Annotated in this window: 17 protein-coding genes; 4 read left to right on the plus strand and 13 right to left on the minus strand. The window is 38.9% G+C overall.

Going from position 1 to position 18,032, the window contains the following annotated elements; translation table 11 throughout:
* Positions 1-28 precede the first annotated feature (28 nt).
* Positions 29-1,363, plus strand: coding sequence for an IS110 family RNA-guided transposase (locus VSQ62_RS15980; RefSeq protein ID WP_334632994.1), 1,335 nt, complete (start codon positions 29-31; stop codon positions 1,361-1,363).
* 166 nt (positions 1,364-1,529) lie between these two features.
* Here the strand turns inward: VSQ62_RS15980 and VSQ62_RS15985 are convergent, their stop codons facing one another.
* Positions 1,530-1,721, minus strand: coding sequence for a hypothetical protein (locus VSQ62_RS15985; RefSeq protein ID WP_334635807.1), 192 nt, complete (start codon positions 1,719-1,721; stop codon positions 1,530-1,532).
* Between the two features lie 291 nt (positions 1,722-2,012).
* On the opposite strand from VSQ62_RS15985, the gene VSQ62_RS15990 reads away from it, so the two are divergent.
* Positions 2,013-3,485: a transposase gene (locus tag VSQ62_RS15990; protein ID WP_334635529.1), complete on the plus strand. Its 1,473-nt coding sequence runs from the start codon at positions 2,013-2,015 to the stop codon at positions 3,483-3,485.
* Between the two features lie 160 nt (positions 3,486-3,645).
* Here VSQ62_RS15990 and VSQ62_RS15995 read toward each other — a convergent pair whose 3' ends face one another.
* Positions 3,646-4,377: a zinc-ribbon domain-containing protein gene (locus VSQ62_RS15995; RefSeq protein ID WP_334635808.1), complete on the minus strand. Its 732-nt coding sequence runs from the start codon at positions 4,375-4,377 to the stop codon at positions 3,646-3,648.
* Between the two features lie 153 nt (positions 4,378-4,530).
* Here VSQ62_RS15995 and VSQ62_RS16000 point away from each other — a divergent pair, with 153 nt between their 5' ends.
* Positions 4,531-4,809, plus strand: coding sequence for a helix-turn-helix domain-containing protein (locus tag VSQ62_RS16000; RefSeq protein ID WP_334635809.1), 279 nt, complete (start codon positions 4,531-4,533; stop codon positions 4,807-4,809).
* A gap of 4 nt (positions 4,810-4,813) precedes the next feature.
* Here the strand turns inward: VSQ62_RS16000 and VSQ62_RS16005 are convergent, their stop codons facing one another.
* From VSQ62_RS16005 to VSQ62_RS16035, 7 genes are all read right to left on the minus strand, one after another.
* Positions 4,814-5,020, minus strand: coding sequence for a hypothetical protein (locus VSQ62_RS16005; RefSeq protein WP_334635810.1), 207 nt, complete (start codon positions 5,018-5,020; stop codon positions 4,814-4,816).
* A gap of 294 nt (positions 5,021-5,314) precedes the next feature.
* Positions 5,315-5,830, minus strand: a complete 516-nt coding sequence (locus VSQ62_RS16010) for a PIN domain-containing protein (RefSeq protein ID WP_334635811.1) — start codon at positions 5,828-5,830, stop codon at positions 5,315-5,317.
* On the minus strand, positions 5,793-6,047 hold the full coding sequence (locus tag VSQ62_RS16015) for a UPF0175 family protein (protein WP_334635812.1): 255 nt from the start codon (positions 6,045-6,047) through the stop codon (positions 5,793-5,795). The genes VSQ62_RS16010 and VSQ62_RS16015 overlap by 38 nt, the downstream gene beginning before the upstream one ends.
* 122 nt (positions 6,048-6,169) lie before the next feature.
* Positions 6,170-6,769: a sigma factor-like helix-turn-helix DNA-binding protein gene (locus tag VSQ62_RS16020; RefSeq protein ID WP_334635813.1), complete on the minus strand. Its 600-nt coding sequence runs from the start codon at positions 6,767-6,769 to the stop codon at positions 6,170-6,172.
* A gap of 172 nt (positions 6,770-6,941) precedes the next feature.
* Positions 6,942-8,063, minus strand: a complete 1,122-nt coding sequence (locus VSQ62_RS16025; RefSeq protein ID WP_334635814.1) for a ParB/RepB/Spo0J family partition protein — start codon at positions 8,061-8,063, stop codon at positions 6,942-6,944.
* A gap of 5 nt (positions 8,064-8,068) precedes the next feature.
* A complete protein-coding gene (locus tag VSQ62_RS16030; RefSeq protein ID WP_334635815.1) occupies positions 8,069-8,884 on the minus strand; it encodes a ParA family protein in 816 nt (271 codons plus the stop codon).
* A 111-nt stretch (positions 8,885-8,995) separates the two neighbouring features.
* Entirely contained in the window at positions 8,996-9,910 is a 915-nt protein-coding gene (locus VSQ62_RS16035; RefSeq protein WP_334635816.1) for an RpnC/YadD family protein, read from the minus strand.
* 736 nt (positions 9,911-10,646) lie between these two features.
* Here VSQ62_RS16035 and VSQ62_RS16040 point away from each other — a divergent pair.
* Positions 10,647-10,871 carry a helix-turn-helix domain-containing protein gene (locus VSQ62_RS16040; protein ID WP_334635817.1) on the plus strand — a complete coding sequence of 75 codons (225 nt, stop codon included), beginning with the start codon at positions 10,647-10,649 and terminating at the stop codon, positions 10,869-10,871.
* Positions 10,872-11,413: 542 nt separating this feature from the next.
* Here VSQ62_RS16040 and VSQ62_RS16045 read toward each other — a convergent pair.
* The 4 genes from VSQ62_RS16045 to VSQ62_RS16060 form a co-directional block, all read right to left on the minus strand.
* Positions 11,414-13,954, minus strand: coding sequence for a DEAD/DEAH box helicase family protein (locus tag VSQ62_RS16045; protein WP_334635818.1), 2,541 nt, complete (start codon positions 13,952-13,954; stop codon positions 11,414-11,416).
* A gap of 360 nt (positions 13,955-14,314) precedes the next feature.
* Positions 14,315-16,168, minus strand: coding sequence for a DEAD/DEAH box helicase family protein (locus VSQ62_RS16050; protein WP_334635819.1), 1,854 nt, complete (start codon positions 16,166-16,168; stop codon positions 14,315-14,317).
* A 519-nt stretch (positions 16,169-16,687) separates the two neighbouring features.
* Positions 16,688-17,323, minus strand: coding sequence for a helix-turn-helix domain-containing protein (locus VSQ62_RS16055; RefSeq protein WP_334635820.1), 636 nt, complete (start codon positions 17,321-17,323; stop codon positions 16,688-16,690).
* Complete coding sequence (locus VSQ62_RS16060; protein WP_334635821.1) at positions 17,304-17,981, minus strand: DUF3990 domain-containing protein; 678 nt, start codon at positions 17,979-17,981, stop codon at positions 17,304-17,306. Before VSQ62_RS16060 ends, VSQ62_RS16055 begins: the two co-directional genes overlap by 20 nt.
* Positions 17,982-18,032: the final 51 nt, after the last annotated feature.

The following is an 18,032-nucleotide window of genomic DNA, read 5'->3' on the forward strand; positions in this document are numbered from 1 at the left end:
ATGGATGCCTGCCGGAAAGGATAAAACGATGCACTCTCAAAAAGTACTCAAGATGCTCGAAAGCATCCCCTACCTCTCAGTCGGGCTTGATGTCGGCGCTGATTTCACATGGATGTCCATCATGCTCCCCAATGGCATTCTCACAGGAAAACCTTTTAAGATCCTTCACTCGGATCCTGAGTCCCGTGAGCTTGCCGTCACAAAAATTAAGGAAGCACAAGAGACGTATTCTCTCGAAAGCCGATGCTTCCTTGAGTCCACCGGGATCTATCACATCCCGCTCCTGTGCTTCCTTCGTGATAAAGGGTTTGACTGCTCCGTCATTAATCCTATCATTACTAAGAATAGCACAAATATGAACATTAGGAAACTGCATAATGATAAATTTGATTCAAAAAAAGCTGCTAAAGTCGGCCTGGATGCCTCTCTTAAGACTTCCATTGTCCCGGATGACACAATCATTGACCTGCGCAATCTCGTGCGTGACTACTATTATTTCAAGGATCTGCAATCCGCCATCGTGTTGAAGCTTCATGCGGAACTCAAAGTGTCCTTCCCCGCATACCTAAAGGTGTTCAGCAAGATCACGACGCAGACTTCCTTAAAGCTTCTGGAAGCTTACCCCCTTGCGGCGGACATGCTTGCCGCTCCAAAAGACGAGCTTGTGAAAACCATCCGCAGCACGGCACGCTTTGGGGAAAAGTATGCCCTTGCCAAATATGATGCTATATGCGCCGCCGCAAAGGATGCCGCTGTTTTCGGACGTTCACTTCCAAGCAGCGCGCTCCGGATCCGGCTGTATATCAAAACCTATCGGGAATACCAGGAGTATCTGGACAGCATACTGAAAGAACTGCATAAGGCTGTTGATAAGCTGGAAGGGACACCGGCCTATGATCGCATCGTCCTTCTCCAGTCCCTACGGGGTGTCGGTTTCCTCAGCGCGGTTGTCCTGATTGCGGAAATGGGATCTTTTGACCTGTTTTCTTCCCCGAAGAAGCTTTATGCCTACTTCGGCCTGGATCCCGCCGTAAAGCAGTCCGGTAAGTTCAATGGTGACAAGGTCCACATGTCCAAGAGGGGGTCCAGTCTTGCCAGACGTATCCTGCATATGGTGGCTCTTAATAACCTAAAGGTGGACAAAGGGACGAAAACACCAGTAAATCCGGTGATCCACAGCTACTATGCCGACAAATGCAAAAGCAAGAAGAAAAACGTGGCTGTCGGGGCTGTCATGCATAAAATCTGCAACATCATTTTTGCCATGCTCCGAGATAATAAACCGTTTAAGATCATCACTCCTCAGGAACACTGCGAGCAATATTTTGCAGCGCATCCTGGCAAGGCACAGAACGCAGCTTAAGAGGTTCTCATCAATTTTTTAAATTTCCACATAAGTAGGTTTATTAAAGTTACCCTTTTTTACATCAACTGTTTGAAAAAAACTTTTTTAACATTTTTCATTTTAACTATTGACATTTCTTAGCTGGACTTCTTCTGTTTTTGTCTAAATATCCTTTTTGCGCATTCTATTCTGCACTATCCAAGATAATAATTTGTGCATCAATATATTTATGTCCCCAATCATCCTCTCCCTCATATCTCCCAGCTACATATCCATAATCCCCAGTCATTACATTTCCTATAATATTTCCCTGCATATCTACAGCTTTTCCATTATACTTTATCCCAATAATGCCGCTATCCGTAAACCAATTCATTACTATTTCACCTGCAAGAATATCAAATCTTCCCTCCAATATAATATCTGAGCGGTCTCGGAAACTCTTTGAGCCCGAATTTCCGCTCTTTTTTCATGTTCTTCTTTTTTGCTTTCCTCCATATCCCGGAAAACATTTTTGTTAAATTTTCAAAAAAGTATTGACATATAAGTCAAAATGTGCGGCGCGTTTGGTGACCATATACGCCAGTCACCAAACGCGCCCCTTGTAGTTAAGAAGCGTCTGTGCCACACGCACAGCATTAAACTAAACTACTAGGAGGTGCACTTTATGATCAAGTACTGGCAGTCCATGCAAGATTACAAGTACTTTCTCAACGAATCCAAAGTCCATTTCGATTCCTCTGAAAGAGTCCGGCTCCATACGGAGCTTTGGAAACCTTGGCAGAAACTCCGCCTTTTCGATACCGATAAGGCCATGGAGTTCCTTCTGCCCTTTTACTCCAACACTGGCAGGCCCGCTAAGAACCAGCCACAAATCTTAAGGTCTTTTATCCTTTTCTTTCTTCTATTTTCAGAAGGTTTGGCCAAGCTATCCCTTACCCTTTGGGTCGACAGGCTCAAACATGACCGCCTCCTTGCCGCTCTCATCGGCTGCACTACGGATTCCCTGCCGCCCCTCGGTTCTTATTTTGACTTCATGGACAGGCTCTGGACTGCACCGCCAACGGACTTATATGCGCGGGACAAACTGCTTCCGGCTTCCTGGAACACCAAAAAGCCGGATAAGCCCAAAGGCAAAAAACAGAAAGCACAGGAGGCAAAGCCCAAAATCACAGAATCTATCGAAAAACGGCTCATGAGCGGGAAGGATATCCCTTTTAACTTTGAAGGGCGGCTGCAGCGCTTCTTCTATCACGTGGCTGTCCTGCCTTCCATGGAATCCGGTCTCATACCAAGGGAACACCTTACGGTTTCCGGAGACGGCACCGCCGTGCATACCCATGCCTGCCCACGCGGGCACCACAGGGTTGGCGCACCGGAAAACCTGCGGCATTTCCCCGACCCCGATGCTTCCTGGGGCTGGGACAGCGACCTGGAAAAATATTACTTCGGCTACACTTTGTTCCAATTATCCTGCTATAACAGTGAACTCAGGACAGATCTCCCCCTGCTTCTGCGTTTTACCAGCGCAAAGCGTCATGATTCGGTCAATTTCCTTGTCGCTTTCCATGAACTGGAAAAACATATGCCGGCTGTTTCCACCTCGAATATGTGCCTGGATTCTGCAATGGACAATTACCCCACCTACCGGATCCTTAAAAGCAGGGGAATACGGGCCTTCATCGACCTGAACGACAAATGCGGCCGGCCAAAAACAATTCCTGATACCATCACCATTGACAAAGATGGAACGCCCTTATGTCAGGAAAAACTGCGCATGAAGCCTAACGGTTATGACAGATCCAGCGGTTACCTCATGTGGCGCTGCCCCTATGGGAAAGATCACTGTTCCAAATGTAAAAACTCCTGCACCGATTCCAAATATGGGAGAGTCGTCAAAACCCGGCCCGAATGGGATATCCGGCTTTACACCGACGTCCCCCGCGGCACAGATGCTTATAAGAAGATTTATAATCAACGCACCGCCACGGAACGTATCAACAACCGCATCCTCAATGATTACGGACTGCACCGTATGTTCATACACACAAAGGAGCATTATTCTTTCATGACAACCATGATTGGAATCTGCATCCATCTGGATGCCCGCTATAAACAGCAGGTGCAGGCAGTGGCATAAACCAAGTTTCCTGCTTCTGGATTCTTTCAGGCCTGTTTTCCGACAGGTTTTAAAGTCATGCACATTTTTATTCTTTACGCTCTCTGGACTGCTCAAGCCCCATAATCATCCATCCCTTATCCCTCTCATTTCTGAAAATCAACCCTTTCCTGCTTATTCTCTATTGAGTTTCCGAGAGTGCTCTATCTTTACCTACAAAAGCTTCTGGATTTCTTGATATATCCTCTCCCGTTACTTCCTGACACAAGTTGATATAGTCTTCTATCGTCATATTATTGGATGATTCATCACTTGCTATTTCACTTGATGATTCTCTTTCCACATAATTAACGTCTTCATCTCCATCACTAGCACACGACATTAATACAAGAGCTACTATTAAAGCTAGGACATGTGAAGCAATCCCATATCCTTTTTGAGATTTCTTTGTAACATTTTCTTTAACTTGCTTATAATTTTTTGGCCCGTAAAGCAACCATAATCCAATATCACTCAAAATCAAACCAGTAAATATAGGTATTAAATCCCTTATGACCATAGGTAAGGTTGCCCAAAAATCCTGCCCATGAAGCAAATTATTAAAATTATATGTAAAAAGCAAATACAACAAATAAATCATATAAATGATAATTGGAATACATAATACTATTCTTACAGGATGTTCATACATCAATCCTTTAATTAATTTTATTTCAGACTTTAAATCAACATCTTCATCTTCCGCACTATATGTGTTTTCAGTTTTTATAATCTCTTTCTTTTCCTTTTTTTCATTTTCATCATTTGTTTCATTCCCACAATATGGACAAATCGACCATTCCTCCTTCAATTCCTTTCCACACGTTGTACAAAACATATCATTTTTCCTCTCTTTCCTTATTTCTGAATACATCTTTCTCCTCTTTTATTAAATGAATTACGCCTCCCTTTTCACTTGACTTCCATTTTTATATTTTTTGACATCTCACCATGTCCATTATATCAATACTCTAGTATTTTGTAAATATACTTTCTATAGAGTAGCCTATGAAAAGGGAGGTTTCTTATGTTTGGTGATATGATGAAAAATTTACGGCAGGCCCGAAGCCTCAACCAAGTCCAGCTTGCGGTTTCGCTCAACGTCTCGAAACAGACGGTTTCCAACTGGGAGAACAATAACATTCTCCCTTCCATAGAAATGCTGGTCAAGATTTCACAGTTCTTTTCCGTAAGTACCGATTACCTGCTGGAATTGGACAGCCGGAGCTACATTGAAGTGACCGGCCTTACCGATGTACAGTTAGCCCATGTCCGCCAGATTATTGATGATATCAGGGGGATATAAGCGGTTATTTTTTCATATGCCCATTTTCCAACACTTCTATGGCATACTCATATCCCCTCATAAACGCCTTATCCTGCGCCTTGGCTATGATTTGAGCCAATTCCTTTTGAATTGCCCGCTGTTCTTTTACCGGAAAGGATTGCGTCACCCTCACGATTTCCCGATACATATCATGTTCTAAATTTCCTATCCATTCTTCCTGTTCCTTCACGCCTATCTCCTCCTCGCACCAAAAATTCTTTTATGTTCTGCTAAACTCATTATAAAGTAATTACGGCATATCCGACGAAAAATGTCAAAAACAGTAATTATTCAGCCTACTTTGACATAATGTGATATAATCCAGCATTACTATGACTCATACCCCTTTTCCCTCCGCCAGCAAGCCCTCTGTCCGAAAACTAAAATACCCGTCCACCACAATGATATGGTCCGCCAAAAGTTCCCAGAATCTAATAAACAAAAAAGCCAGAACACCTCTGTTCCAGCTCCCAATAGAATCTATTCATTTTTCTCCAGCCTGTTTCAAAATCATTTGTTCTATGTTTTCACTGATATAAAATCCTTTCAGTTTCATGCTTTCCAAAATAGGTTGGATCTCTGTAATCACCCCGCTTGTTTTCGCTTTTAACAGCACTCCGACAGTTCCGGTAACTGTAAGCCCTAAATATTTCGCCGTCTTCTTTGCCGCATTATCATCTATCACAACCAAATCTGCCTTTTCATTCTCCTGCGCAAGAATCATAACCTCTACTTCCCCGTCATGGAGTTTAGCTTTGTACATCTTTTTATCAGAATCGTTCTTTATCTGCTCTACGTGAATCCAGTCCGCTGATACAATCTGCTGACAAGCAGAATCCTTTTTTACTGTTACTTCTGAATACACCGCCTGCGGAACAACAATTTCCCCATACAAATTTTTTAATATTTCCAACTTTCCTATATTACAAAGAATAATCAGCGGAGTAGAATTTACAATCACTCTACGCATTTTCCAATTCCTCCAGAAATTCTTTTTCATTATCAAACTGGAAAATAGAAATATGATTTTTCCCCAGATACCTGATAAACTCTTCTTCTGTCATTTCCGCAATCTGCGCACAATAACCAATAGATACGCCGCTTTGAGAATAATATCCCAATGCTACCGCCCTTTTTGCAAATTGGCAGGCTTCTTCCCTGCTCATGCGCGTATCATATAAAACTGCTTCCGGTATATCTATCGCCACTTGACACATACCATACCTCCTCCGATCTTCCTTAATTATAAAAAGATTTATTTTGTATAAAAATATTATACTTGAAAACTACACTTTTTAACACCCTCTATGAAAAAATTATGAATCACCCATGCCGTCCATTAAATTAACGCCAATGCCCGAAACCTTTTTCTCATCCGAATCAGCCTTGCAGAAACTCCCCGCATAGTAATATTGCAATGCTCTGCAATCTCCCGGTAAGTATATCCTGCCGCCCTCATGCAGACAACCTCCTTCTCTTTCACTGTCATATGGAACATCAACTGTTGTAACAGCGCCCTGTGTTCCAACTCCCTGGCAATACAATTCATCTGCTCCGAAACCTGTTCCCTTGAAAGTGCAGGTTCGTAATCTTCCCGGTACGTTCCCATAGGGGCATTCCGTTTCGGGCAGTTCCGGTAAATATATTCATTAATCATACAATATTTCATCTTTCTCCACGCAATGGATGAAAATGGATATTTGGACAGTTCCGGCTTTTCCAGATATTCCTGAACCGCCTCCAGATAACCAAAGATTACCACATCGTAAAACTCAGACCGTTCTAAATGCTTCTTCCACAGAAACTGTTCCACCAGCATATGGTGCTGTTCTGCAAATATCTTCTGCTCTTCTGTCAATGTACGCATATTTTTCATCTGTATTTCTTCTCCCTTCCCAAACAGCACAAAGCCGGAACATTTCTGCCCCGGCTTTGCCATTTCTTAATCTCGCTATCTATTTCTTCCTATTATAAGGTGTCCGAATCGGACACCAATACTATATATCTTCTCACAATTTCCATTACTATCCAGTATTCTAACGAAACACCGCACATTAAGTATGCTTCTTTTATAACATCCACACACGATCCGGCATACATCCATGCGTAAATTACTCTTCTCCCTGGCAGCGTATCATAATATCGTGAAGCAGATACAAATCTTCCTCACTTACACAATCCGCCTGGTTCATAATCGCCCTCGTGAGGAATACCGCCCACTCAACGTCTGACCATTCTTCCGAGGTGTCCAAATTGGACACTTTCCGCATTGCCTCCCTAACCGCTTCTGTAATGACCGTCAGGCTTACACTTTCCCTGCCCCACTCACGCAGTATCTCTTGATGGCGATTTCCTTTCTTAAATTTCCTTATATTTCCGCCCTTTACAGTCTGTCCGGTCTGCTTTTCTTCCATTTTGCCTGTAAAATCGTCCCTTCGGATTTCTTTCCCGTTTTGGGGCTGTAAATCGGTGTCCAAATTGGACACCAATGAAAATTCCTTATCTTTTCTCACGCCTTTTCCTTCTCGATTCTTCATCGCCCTCTCTATAACCTCCTTTGCTTTCATACCACCTTCTTCTGCAGCTTTCTTAGCAATGGCTTTCTGTTCTACATCTGATAATTTCGACGCCTCATACGCCGCACTGATATTCAGAGTTTCTTTCCGGAATTCTTCCTGAATCTCTGACACCGCATGATGGTGGATACTGTCCATCCTTGCAATGCCGGAACTGCTTTCATTCATAAGGTCTGCCACGATATCCCGCAGCTTTCCCTGTATCTCCAAGCCATCCTCATCCCTTGCCTTTACCAACGCCTCTTTCAATCTTTGCGCCTGTTGGGTCTTTTCCCATGGCGTCAGTTCCCGATTCAAAGCATTTCCCAACAGCAAAGACAGTTCCAACATTGCAGGAGTCATATCTTTGTAAAGATAACGCACCTTCTCGTATTCCTGATACCCTCGTTCAAGGTTCTTAATATTCGCAAGGTTCCGCCTGTGCCCACTCACGATACGGAACTCCCCGTTCACTCTCGCTAAGACCGTTGGCTGCTGCTGTCCCACCGCAAGAAAGCTGTCTGCAAGTTCTTCTATATTTTCCTGCGAATAAAAATTACTCTCCGAAGGTTTCACGTCCCTGGGGTTCAGCCAGATCTCCTTATACTCATCTACTGTCTCTGAACCGGACTCCTTTTTCTTAATGTCTATCAAATCGTTAATCCCAAATTTCGCCATGCCCATTATCTCCCTATCCCCGTATAACTGGTTACAAAACGCTTATAATCCTGCGCCGCACCACAGCATGGGCTATACTCGTAGATTGGTTTCTTCACAAAGGAATTTTCTGCCACCTTTGCAGAATACCGAATCCTGCCAAGAACCTCATACTGCCTGTAATGCCTGCTTTCTGCATTGTCCCATTCCTGCCTGAGCCATTCTAACCCTGCTGTTTCCCCGTCCGTATTCTGGTAAATCGTAATCAATACTCCTTTTAATATCAAAGACGGATTCAGAGCCTTTGCGTCCTCAATCTGTCCCGCCACAATATCCAGCCCTTCTAAGGAATTTTCATCAATCTTCACAGGAACGATCACTTCATCCGTCACCCCAAGGGCATTGACCACATTGATTCCGATATCCGGGGGATTGTCTATGATACAGTAATCATATCTTTCACAAATGCAATCTTCTGTCTGATTGTTGATACTGGCTTTTACGAATCTCCGGTATCTTTCTGTCATATCATTCCCGCCTTCTCGCACCAGATTCCAGGCAGTGCCAAACAATGACAGATTCGACGTGATAATATCTATCCCTTCATAATCTGTCGCCTGTATCAATTCCTCTGGATTCTGCCAATCACCACTGAGTATCCTTGCGGCAGGTGCGGTCTGTTCTGCCTCATACCGGTCAAATGCCTTGCTCAGATTCCCCTGCTTGTCGTTATCCCACAATAAGACCCGATTCCCCCTGCGCCACAATTCATAAGCCATATTTACCGAAGTAAAACTTTTCGCAACCCCGCCCTTTAAATTTAGTAGACTAATTGTTTTCATACCATTCTCCACCATCCTTGATTTATTTTTGATTAAATTTACTTTTAGAAAATCTGCACATTAAAAAACGCTATCAGACTTACTCCGATAGCGTTAAAAACGATTATAAAACTATATACCAAACATTTTTCTTGTACTTTCCACATCTTCCACACTACAGCCAAGGTTCTTGGCAATCTGCTTATTTGTTAAATCTGGCTGCTTCTTAACCATCTGGAAAATATCTGCCGATAAAGTGATTCCTTCCTGTCTTCCTTCACGTCTTCCCTCACGTCTTCCCTCACGTCTTCCCTGCCATATTCCTTCCTGCCTTGCTTCCTCTTGCTTCACTTGTATATCTTCCTCATAACTATACTCTGCAATCAACATATTCTCCACCTCGCTTCCTTTCCTCTTTAAATAATCTGCCAGAATCCCCTTTTCAATACATTCCTTGATTGCCTTTTTAATGGCGCTTTCTTCATACGAATACTTTCTTACTGTACTGATAAACTGGCTATATTCCTTTAATATCCCGCATTTCCCCAGAATCTCATGCGCTTTATCAGAATTAATATTGATGACCTTCACCTTTAGCTCTACAGAATTTTCTCCTGCCGGATTCATAAATGCATCTGACAGAGATAATACCCGTTCTAACGGTTGTTCTTTCTCGCCATTGTAAAATACATAAAACTCTGGGGTCGGTATCTTCACCAATGTCGTCCTGTAACGTGCCTTGCTGTCTACCAACTGCTCATATGCCCTTCCCACATACATCAGGCAGCGCAAGGGCATGTTTCTATTGATTGTACTCATATGTTCTCCGAAAACAAGCACCTGCCCATTCACCTCACAAGAAATGTCATTCTTGAAGTTCTTATATAAGACATCATCAATCTTTACCTTCCGAATGATCGTTTCATCCTCATAATTTGTATCATGCAACGCATTATATAAACTCAGCAGATTCTTCTTTGCCGTTTCATCCTGGTAAAAGAGGTCAACGAAGACACTGTCCTTGTGTTCCCGGTTCTCCTTCTCCATCGTCCTTCACCTGCCCTTCTTTTATTTTTATACTACCATACTTTATTTGGGGTTTCAATTATCGGTTTCAATATCTTTACGGACATCTCCTTACACCAGCCTTCCTATATTTACGGCTGCTACATTTGAGATAATCATTGGTTGATTTGTAATTGCTGATTACGAGCCATTCTTTTACCCATATTTTCTTCCTCCTATTATCTTGTCCAACATATTCACTCCCTTTGCCCTGAAATATTCAACGGCCTGCTTCCTTCCTTCCTATGGCTGTATGGCATGATACTGTCCTAATCAGATTTCTTCTGTCACGGAACATACCAAAAAGTCTGGACATTACTTCTTGGTACTTTTACAAGTATCATGATAATAATATACAATCAAAATCCAATACTCTTACTGAAATATAGACATGTAGAAGTAATTCTCAGAAAAACGACATATGTTTAAAATCCTCAGCTACCCCATTACAATGCGGCAAAAGCAAGGAATATCCCGTCATACTGAGATATTCACAATCATAATTTCTCTTTCATATCAGCGATTTTCCTAACCATTTACTTGTAGTTTTCCCTGTAGAGCTTGAAATCACGTTCCTACTCTTAAACTATCCATAACTATCCCCAGTTTCCCCTAACTATACCCAAATCTCACATCCCTATATAATCTATTCAAGTATATAAAATTAGTCCATTCAAACATTAAAGTAAAATATCAAATCAGGAAGGAGAATTTAACAATGATGGATATCTTGAAGCCCTCTCTAACGACCGATACTGAAATCGAATCCCCTTTAATGACAGTCGGTGAACTGGCAGAATATTTAGGCATTGGAAGGAATCGGGCTTATGAATTATTAAACACCAGAGCAATCAAAGGATTCCGAATTGGTTCCATCTGGAAGGTTAGCAAAATTGCCGTAGACCAGTTCATCTACGAAAAATCCGGATTCAATATAAACTGATATCTTTTATAAAAATCAAGGCTGTTACATTAAGTATAAAAGATACAAGATACAGAATTTCTTAAAATAGATTGCTTAAAGTGACAGCCCTATTGCCTTAAAAGTTAAAGTTATCTCAAATGGTATTTTTTCTCACTCATTTTTCCTACTTTCATAGATTGACTCTTTCATGTATTATAATTTCTGAATCTTTTTGTGAACAGTTTCAAAGTATACTCTGCATATCGGCTATCATCCGCCATGCATATTCAATATTATTTCTATCCACATTTTCATCCCCCTTTCTATACATTGCATTACATTAACTACTAAATTTTTTCACCAATATTGAAATAATCTCATCCCTGTTTTCACTTCAATCCTACATGAGTGATATACCAATCTTTTAAAAATTTTTCCTTCTCAACACAATAGAAATGTCTGCTTTCACCCATCAAATCCTTCTTCCTTATATCAGCTTTGACCGGATAAACTGATAAAAGATTTCACAGCAAACGATTCCAACATCTTCATTCGCCGCTTTAGGATTCGACCAAAAACTTCTATGCTAAATCTAAATATTCATCCTCGATAATATCTGCTTGTCTGCATGGATAATTAGAAAATAAATATACCCTGCAATCATACCGAAGCAGCCTTGCGCGACCGATTGCCTGTTCAAGCTCGCTCTCAATAAAATAAAACTGTAAATTTCTCATTTTATCATCTTTAAATGTCATAAATTTAAACGAATATGTATCATTTTCCGTCATCCGAAGGCACAATGTATCCTCTGCATCATATCTTAAATAGGCGCCTATTAGATGATATACAAAAGGTACGTTATGCGGCGTTCCGATTACTATCAAGTCCTTTCCTTTATATTCATTATACCCTTCCGATTTCCCGTAATAAATTTCAGAATCTTCTTTATACTTTTTGAAAGTGATAATATTTTTTTCTTTGCTTTCAATAAATTTGTCTAGCTTTTCTTTTATTTTTTTATATCCTATGTCCTCTAAATTACTTCGGCTCAAAGAATGAGCAGTATATTGTAGCAGTTTCCCTTTGTACTTAGCAACAGGGACTTTCATGAAACAAATCTTTTGCCCTTTACAATAATTTTTGTATAATTCTTCATTTAATGTGGCAGACACAATCGTCATTTTCACATCAGGGATTCGCCTCGCATTGAAAAAATTCACCTGTTTCTTTGACACATCTACCTGATAGGAAGCTGCCTGTAAAAAATTTACCAATGGTACATTTCTTAACATCTCTTTCTCGTAAATTTTATCTAATTGACTGATTCGCAATTCCAACGGTTTTTTCACTTCTATTCTACTGTCAGAAGCATTTAATAACCGTTTCACAAAACCTCGTTCTTCTTTTGGTATCGCCTCCTTTTCAAGAGCTAATTCAATATCTCCAAAACTAATAGTAGACGTATTCTTAAAAATACTCATGAGAATATCTTCATCAATCACCACCTCATACCTGCTGATGATTTCAGATTGAAACGATAAAAACATGGCATGTGTCGTTACAACACACCTGCTATCTTCCAGTCTTTCTTTTGACTTCAAATATTCCCTCAGCCGTCTTTCCTGTATATCATCTAACTTTGTATTTGATATATAATCTCTTATCACAGATTTCACTTTATATCCAAATCCCATCTTGTACAGATACATGGCCATATCTTTTAAATCATCTAAATGTATCTCTCTCAAAAGATAATAAATATTTTCAGTCATAAATACCGGAACGTTTAACCTTTCTAATTCTTCCCCTACCTCCCTTTGTAATTTTGTTGTAGGCACTACAACCATAAATGATTTCTTTTCGTAATTCTCTTTCACAATATTACAATAGGTACTGGTTTTTCCTAAAGCAGTCTGAGCTGAAATCAAGTAAATTCCTTTCTCCTTGGCCTGAACAGCTTGTAACAGATAACTTCTCAAAATTTTCTCCGCTTCTTCTATCTCACAGTATCCCTCAATCCTATTCTTACTAATTTTTTCAGTTACTTTGTCTAAAATCGTAGGACTTCTGCATTTCTCATAATAGGGGCAATTTCCGTTTTTACAGTGCTGCGGTACATAATGGTATTGCTTTAGATACTCCCAATTTTCCTTCCATTTCTCAACATGGTTGATATTTCCGGCAAAAAATAAGTTCTCGCCCCCGCTGATAGATAATAAATTCGTGGCAATCAAAAACTTCTGTTCATGTGTAATATTTTTCTCATAAAAATCTTTGAAAAGCGGACATTTTTTCAATAAAATCTTCTCTGATATCCCCCGTACTTTCTTTCGTTTCTTCTCCCCATTTTGCCGTCTACACATAGAATGGTTGTGTGATTCTTTTTCTATAACATAAAAAAGTGAGGATTCTGTTGCATTCACCCTTATCATATTACTGGTCATTGCAAGCAATTCCTCACTTTTTATACCGCTTAACACCTCTGCGTGTATACACAGCTTTCCATTATTCACTTGTACCTGCATTTTTCTGCCAATCTGTTCAATTTTTCTACGGTAATTTTTCTTATCTCTGCTTTTTAAATAGGCTTGCAAACTCAACGAAATATCAACCAGATTAATCGTTGCATTGCTATCAACAAATTTCAAATCATTACCGCCGAAAAACATTCTCGTTATATCCTTACAGCTCTTATCCGACTCTGGAAAGATTTCCAGCAGCATGTACATAAGAGCAAATGCAGCCTCCTCATTTTGTATCTCACAGTCGTTGATAAATACCACCCGAAATCTTGGGCTTTCCTTTGTATTGCTGAACGTATTGTATATCATGGACGGATGTATATCATATTGTTTTGCACGTTCCATGAACTCATCAATCGTAAATCCTTTATCAAAATCCAGACAAAATACTTGCTGGCTCACAAAATTCTCCTTCACTCTCCTGCCGTTAAATATGGATGTGGTGAAGGTCCTTCCCTTTTTCCCTACTTCTTGGGCAAATCTCTCAATATCAATCTCTTTAATTTTATCCGTAATTTCATTGCTGATTTTACCAATCTCACTTTTTTTAGGTTTGGAACGGTATTTTTGGTTATGTAGATGTATCCTTACTTTCATTTTTTCCTCCGGATTATTGGACTTTATGAAACAGTTATCATCTTTGTTAATGATTACCGAAATCCTTTTCCAATAATCGAAGGTAGTCTTGTTGTGTGAGGCTGCACGCCCGCACCTTTGCTAGAATCATTTCTTTCCAAAAATCCGTAACCTGCGGCGCATTGTACACCTTTGATATATCTGTCGGTTTATGTAAAACAATCTCAATACTCTGCTTTTTTCTTGACATCACAACCCACTTTCCGTCAGTCAGGTTTCATAATATGTTTATGAAACTGCTGGCAAATTATTCTTTATGGGTTGTTAAATGAGTTGTTTATATTTATTTCCAGGTACAATTAATATACTACAACAATTTATTTAATCTATTTTTTTAATAGTATACAAGGTGACTATTCCTTTTTGTTCACTTCCTCTTTTTATTTTCAATACATAAGGCAACCCTGCCTGCGTCATGCACCGTTCAAATATTTTATCAGAAATTGTTCTATCATTCTTTTTTATAGCATCTTCTTCACCATCTTTGAAATCTTTGTCTCTACTTAAAAAATATAATAGAGGTTTCCATATTTTTAGTTTCCATTCAATATTTTCCTCTCTTGTCATAGAGTCACCTAAAACTTCCTTAATCGCATTTTCTAATCTCTCTCTATTCTTAGATAGCTCATCTATGCTCGATTCTTCAATAACGACTTCTACTTTATCGTGCGAAACCCCCAACCAATCCGCCTGTTGCTTTACAAATGCATACTCATCGTTTTCCATTTTTTCTATCATATCTTTGTAAAATAACTTCAATTTAAGGTATTTCTTTATTGCTAAAGAATTAAGGGTTATAATCCCTCCTAAAGAATAACAAAATTTTCTAATATATTGACTAGATACAGTATCCTCTAATATTTCATTCAATATATCCTGTTGTTTCCATTCAGTTGAATAAAAAGTTTCTTTTGTATTAATAAATAGAGTCTCCACATAACTATACAAATAATACGGATTACTCACTAAACAATATGGTTTATCTAACTTTCGCAAAGTGTTTCTATGCCGTTCATAACATTTTAGTATATTTTCAGTATACATTTTTCTTTTTCTGAAATGCTCTACATTTTGTTTACAAATATATAATTTTACTTTACCTCCATCCGTTCGCTTCCTGCCTAACATTTGTAGAAACATTTCGCGTGTATCTGCCATTATGACAATATTTGTCAAGTTAAAATCTTTGAAAGATACACCATTATCCATAACCGCAGTAGAAATTACCACCTTTCTACTTGAAAATTCTTCGTTTACAATTTCATTCACACTTTCTTTACTGTCATCATTTTCATCATATTTCGCATCCAAAAAAATTACATCTTTTTCATTGATTATTTTCTTTTCTTCTTCTGAATCATTTTTAGTCAGCAATCTTTTTCTTAAATCTTTCCCCCGTTCGATACTATCTACAAAAATCAACCATTTATCTTTTTTATCGCTTCCATTTCTTTTTATTAAATGGGCCAAGTCTTCAATATTTTCAAAAATCTCTAAACTTATATATCCATAATCAGCACTTATGCTATATTCCCTTTTTCTTTCATTAGGAGGACACACAAAAATCTGCTCGTATGACATCTTTCCTTCGGATTCTCTTTGTTCTTCCTTTACAAACTTATCTACTTCTTCTATCATTTCTTCTGGCGTTGCAGATACATATATCTGTAGCTTATTGTCAAACACTTTTCTCAGAACTGAATATGACAATTCTGTATTTGTATTAAAATTTGAATCGGCATAAAAGTAGTGACACTCATCATAAATGACACAGGAAAAAAAATCCAAATAGTACAATAAATTTTTTGGTTCTTTTCCTTTAATTTCTTTTTCAATACTTTGATATGTTTTAATATTTATATATTCATTTAAGGTACACTTTACCTTCCAATCTGAGGACTCCCTGCACAGTTCTTCTTCCACATTTTCTAGTTCTTCTTCTAGTTGCATTTTTAATATCCGTCTATTAACCAGATAAAGCAATTTCATATTATTCTTTATTGCCCATTTCAGAAATATATGTAATATAAAATAACTTTTTCCGCTACCGGTAGGAGAGGTAATAAAAATAATATTTCTTTGGTTCCACTCTTTGTATTTTTCTCCTATTTCATCTGAAACAAACCGTTTTTCAACCTTTTGTTCTTTGTCTTGTTTTTTGAATTCTTCTAGCATGACTTCTCCTTGAACTATGTTTTTTGGAATTTGGGATTAATTACTATATAGCCGATTCCAATTTCCAAACATTTTTAATAAGAAAACCAATAATTGTTATAAAATTCCGGCAATTTCTCACGCCTTCCTTATCATTTCACCAATCCAAACAATATCTTTTATTCATTCTATCACAAATATTTTTATATTTATACTAAATTCTGGAAATTAATAGTTTTTTTCCAGTAACCAAAATGTAATTTCCACATATTCACTTCTATCACCCACGAGTACTTTTGTCAATTCGCCTAATATACTTGAAGCAGAGGCTATGCAGTTGGCATAGGCACAACAAATACCTTATTTTACCACTGGAATATGGAATTTGAGGCATTTTCCAGATTCCAGTAACCATTTACAGCCTCCGCCCCTCCCTTCTGCCCTCTCCATATCCATCAATGCCCATCAATATTTTCCGGAAACCGCCCCCTCCTCATATTCCTTATAAAACTGCAATGATATATCCGCCGCAGCCGCAAGCTATTCTAATAAATCCTCTGCTTTACAACCGAGTGTCTGCGCCAACACAAACAAGTTACTTGCAGTTGCCTTGTTTATATCCTTTGCCCGCTGTTCATATTGCTGAATCATTCGGAGTGTTACCCCTGATTTTTCAGACAGCTCTTTTTGTGAAAGTCCGATTGCCCTGCGTACTGTCTGCAATTTTGTAGGTAAGTTTTTGCGTTCAAGTATAGAATTTGCTATATCAACAAACTTTTCCTCCGCCGCTTCGTGCAAGGTGGGGTATAACTTATAAATTTCATTCATTGGCAGATATTTTTTAATTTCCTTAAAACTCTTTCCTGTATTCCATTGATAAAACGCAAGTATCCAACCGCACCAATATTCAGGTGAGTAGTCGTATTCAATCTGTGGTGCAGACAAATCAATATTTTCCCTTGTACGATTTAAAACTTCCCATACAAGCTCTGTTCCCGAAAGACCTGATACGAACTTTGGAACGCCGCTGGCAAATTGTTCTGCAATACCGCTTATAATAAACATATCAAGAAAATCATCCATCGGGATCTTCAAGACAGTTGCCGAATAATCAAATGCTTCGCCAAGGTTTCTCATAGCATCATTCAGATAAAGTTCATCGTAAGCGTACATCATAACTTGTCATTTCCTCTCTAATAATATCTCTCATATAAATACCGTCAATATCTTCTTTTTCAAGCTCTGCAAAAAAAGCATTACGGGCTTCATCATCTCTCATTTTTCTGCGGGCATAGTAAATAGTATTATCTGCCAATTCAGCGGATTTAAACTCTATTTGATTAAATGCTTTTTCGTTTTTTAAAACATACTGCTCACCGAGTTTGCCAAGGCGCATAGCATAGTTTAACTGGTTTAAAGAAATTTCGTTACTGATAAATGCTCTTGCAAATGAGAAATATGAATCATCTGCACGGTAACCGATAACTAAATCATATTCGCTGATATCAACTAAAAAATACTCCTTCAACCATTGAACACCTCTGCGCATAACAGGAGTTGACACACGGAAACGACGATTTTCCATAAGCAGAGCAAGCCAATGAAGAATCGTATATTCTTCTGAAGATAGATTTAAAATCTTCAAACCTACTGTATCAAGCTCATATTTGTTCGCAAAACCGTCAACACCTTCATTACAGGACCATTCCTTTGCAAGCTCTATATGTTCGGTACAATAAAAGCCCTGACCATAATCATTATAAATCTTGCCTTTTCCGAAAAGAGGCTTTTCAATTTTTCCGTTTGAACCGTGATATAAAACAATCTTACTCATAATAAATCTCCTCGTAGTATCTCTCAAGAGTTACTTATTTGTATTGTATCC

Source organism: Sporofaciens sp. JLR.KK001, assembly GCF_036941055.1.
Taxonomy (GTDB): Bacteria; Bacillota; Clostridia; order Lachnospirales; family Lachnospiraceae; genus Sporofaciens.

Bases quoted from the DNA above. Each gene is read 5' to 3' on its own strand.
- VSQ62_RS16045 (WP_334635818.1), bottom strand. From the start codon at position 13,954: ATGAAAGTAAGGATACATCTACATAACCAAAAATACCGTTCCAAACCT.
- VSQ62_RS15985 (WP_334635807.1), bottom strand. From the start codon at position 1,721: ATGAATTGGTTTACGGATAGCGGCATTATTGGGATAAAGTATAATGGA.
- VSQ62_RS16015 (WP_334635812.1), bottom strand. From the start codon at position 6,047: ATGTGTCAAGTGGCGATAGATATACCGGAAGCAGTTTTATATGATACG.
- VSQ62_RS16025 (WP_334635814.1), bottom strand. From the start codon at position 8,063: ATGGCGAAATTTGGGATTAACGATTTGATAGACATTAAGAAAAAGGAG.
- VSQ62_RS15990 (WP_334635529.1), top strand. From the start codon at position 2,013: ATGATCAAGTACTGGCAGTCCATGCAAGATTACAAGTACTTTCTCAAC.
- VSQ62_RS16060 (WP_334635821.1), bottom strand. From the start codon at position 17,981: ATGAGTAAGATTGTTTTATATCACGGTTCAAACGGAAAAATTGAAAAG.
- VSQ62_RS16030 (WP_334635815.1), bottom strand. From the start codon at position 8,884: ATGAAAACAATTAGTCTACTAAATTTAAAGGGCGGGGTTGCGAAAAGT.
- VSQ62_RS16010 (WP_334635811.1), bottom strand. From the start codon at position 5,830: ATGAAAAAGAATTTCTGGAGGAATTGGAAAATGCGTAGAGTGATTGTA.
- VSQ62_RS16055 (WP_334635820.1), bottom strand. From the start codon at position 17,323: ATGATGTACGCTTACGATGAACTTTATCTGAATGATGCTATGAGAAAC.
- VSQ62_RS16050 (WP_334635819.1), bottom strand. From the start codon at position 16,168: ATGCTAGAAGAATTCAAAAAACAAGACAAAGAACAAAAGGTTGAAAAA.
- VSQ62_RS16035 (WP_334635816.1), bottom strand. From the start codon at position 9,910: ATGGAGAAGGAGAACCGGGAACACAAGGACAGTGTCTTCGTTGACCTC.
- VSQ62_RS16040 (WP_334635817.1), top strand. From the start codon at position 10,647: ATGATGGATATCTTGAAGCCCTCTCTAACGACCGATACTGAAATCGAA.
- VSQ62_RS15980 (WP_334632994.1), top strand. From the start codon at position 29: ATGCACTCTCAAAAAGTACTCAAGATGCTCGAAAGCATCCCCTACCTC.
- VSQ62_RS15995 (WP_334635808.1), bottom strand. From the start codon at position 4,377: ATGTATTCAGAAATAAGGAAAGAGAGGAAAAATGATATGTTTTGTACA.
- VSQ62_RS16000 (WP_334635809.1), top strand. From the start codon at position 4,531: ATGTTTGGTGATATGATGAAAAATTTACGGCAGGCCCGAAGCCTCAAC.
- VSQ62_RS16020 (WP_334635813.1), bottom strand. From the start codon at position 6,769: ATGGCAAAGCCGGGGCAGAAATGTTCCGGCTTTGTGCTGTTTGGGAAG.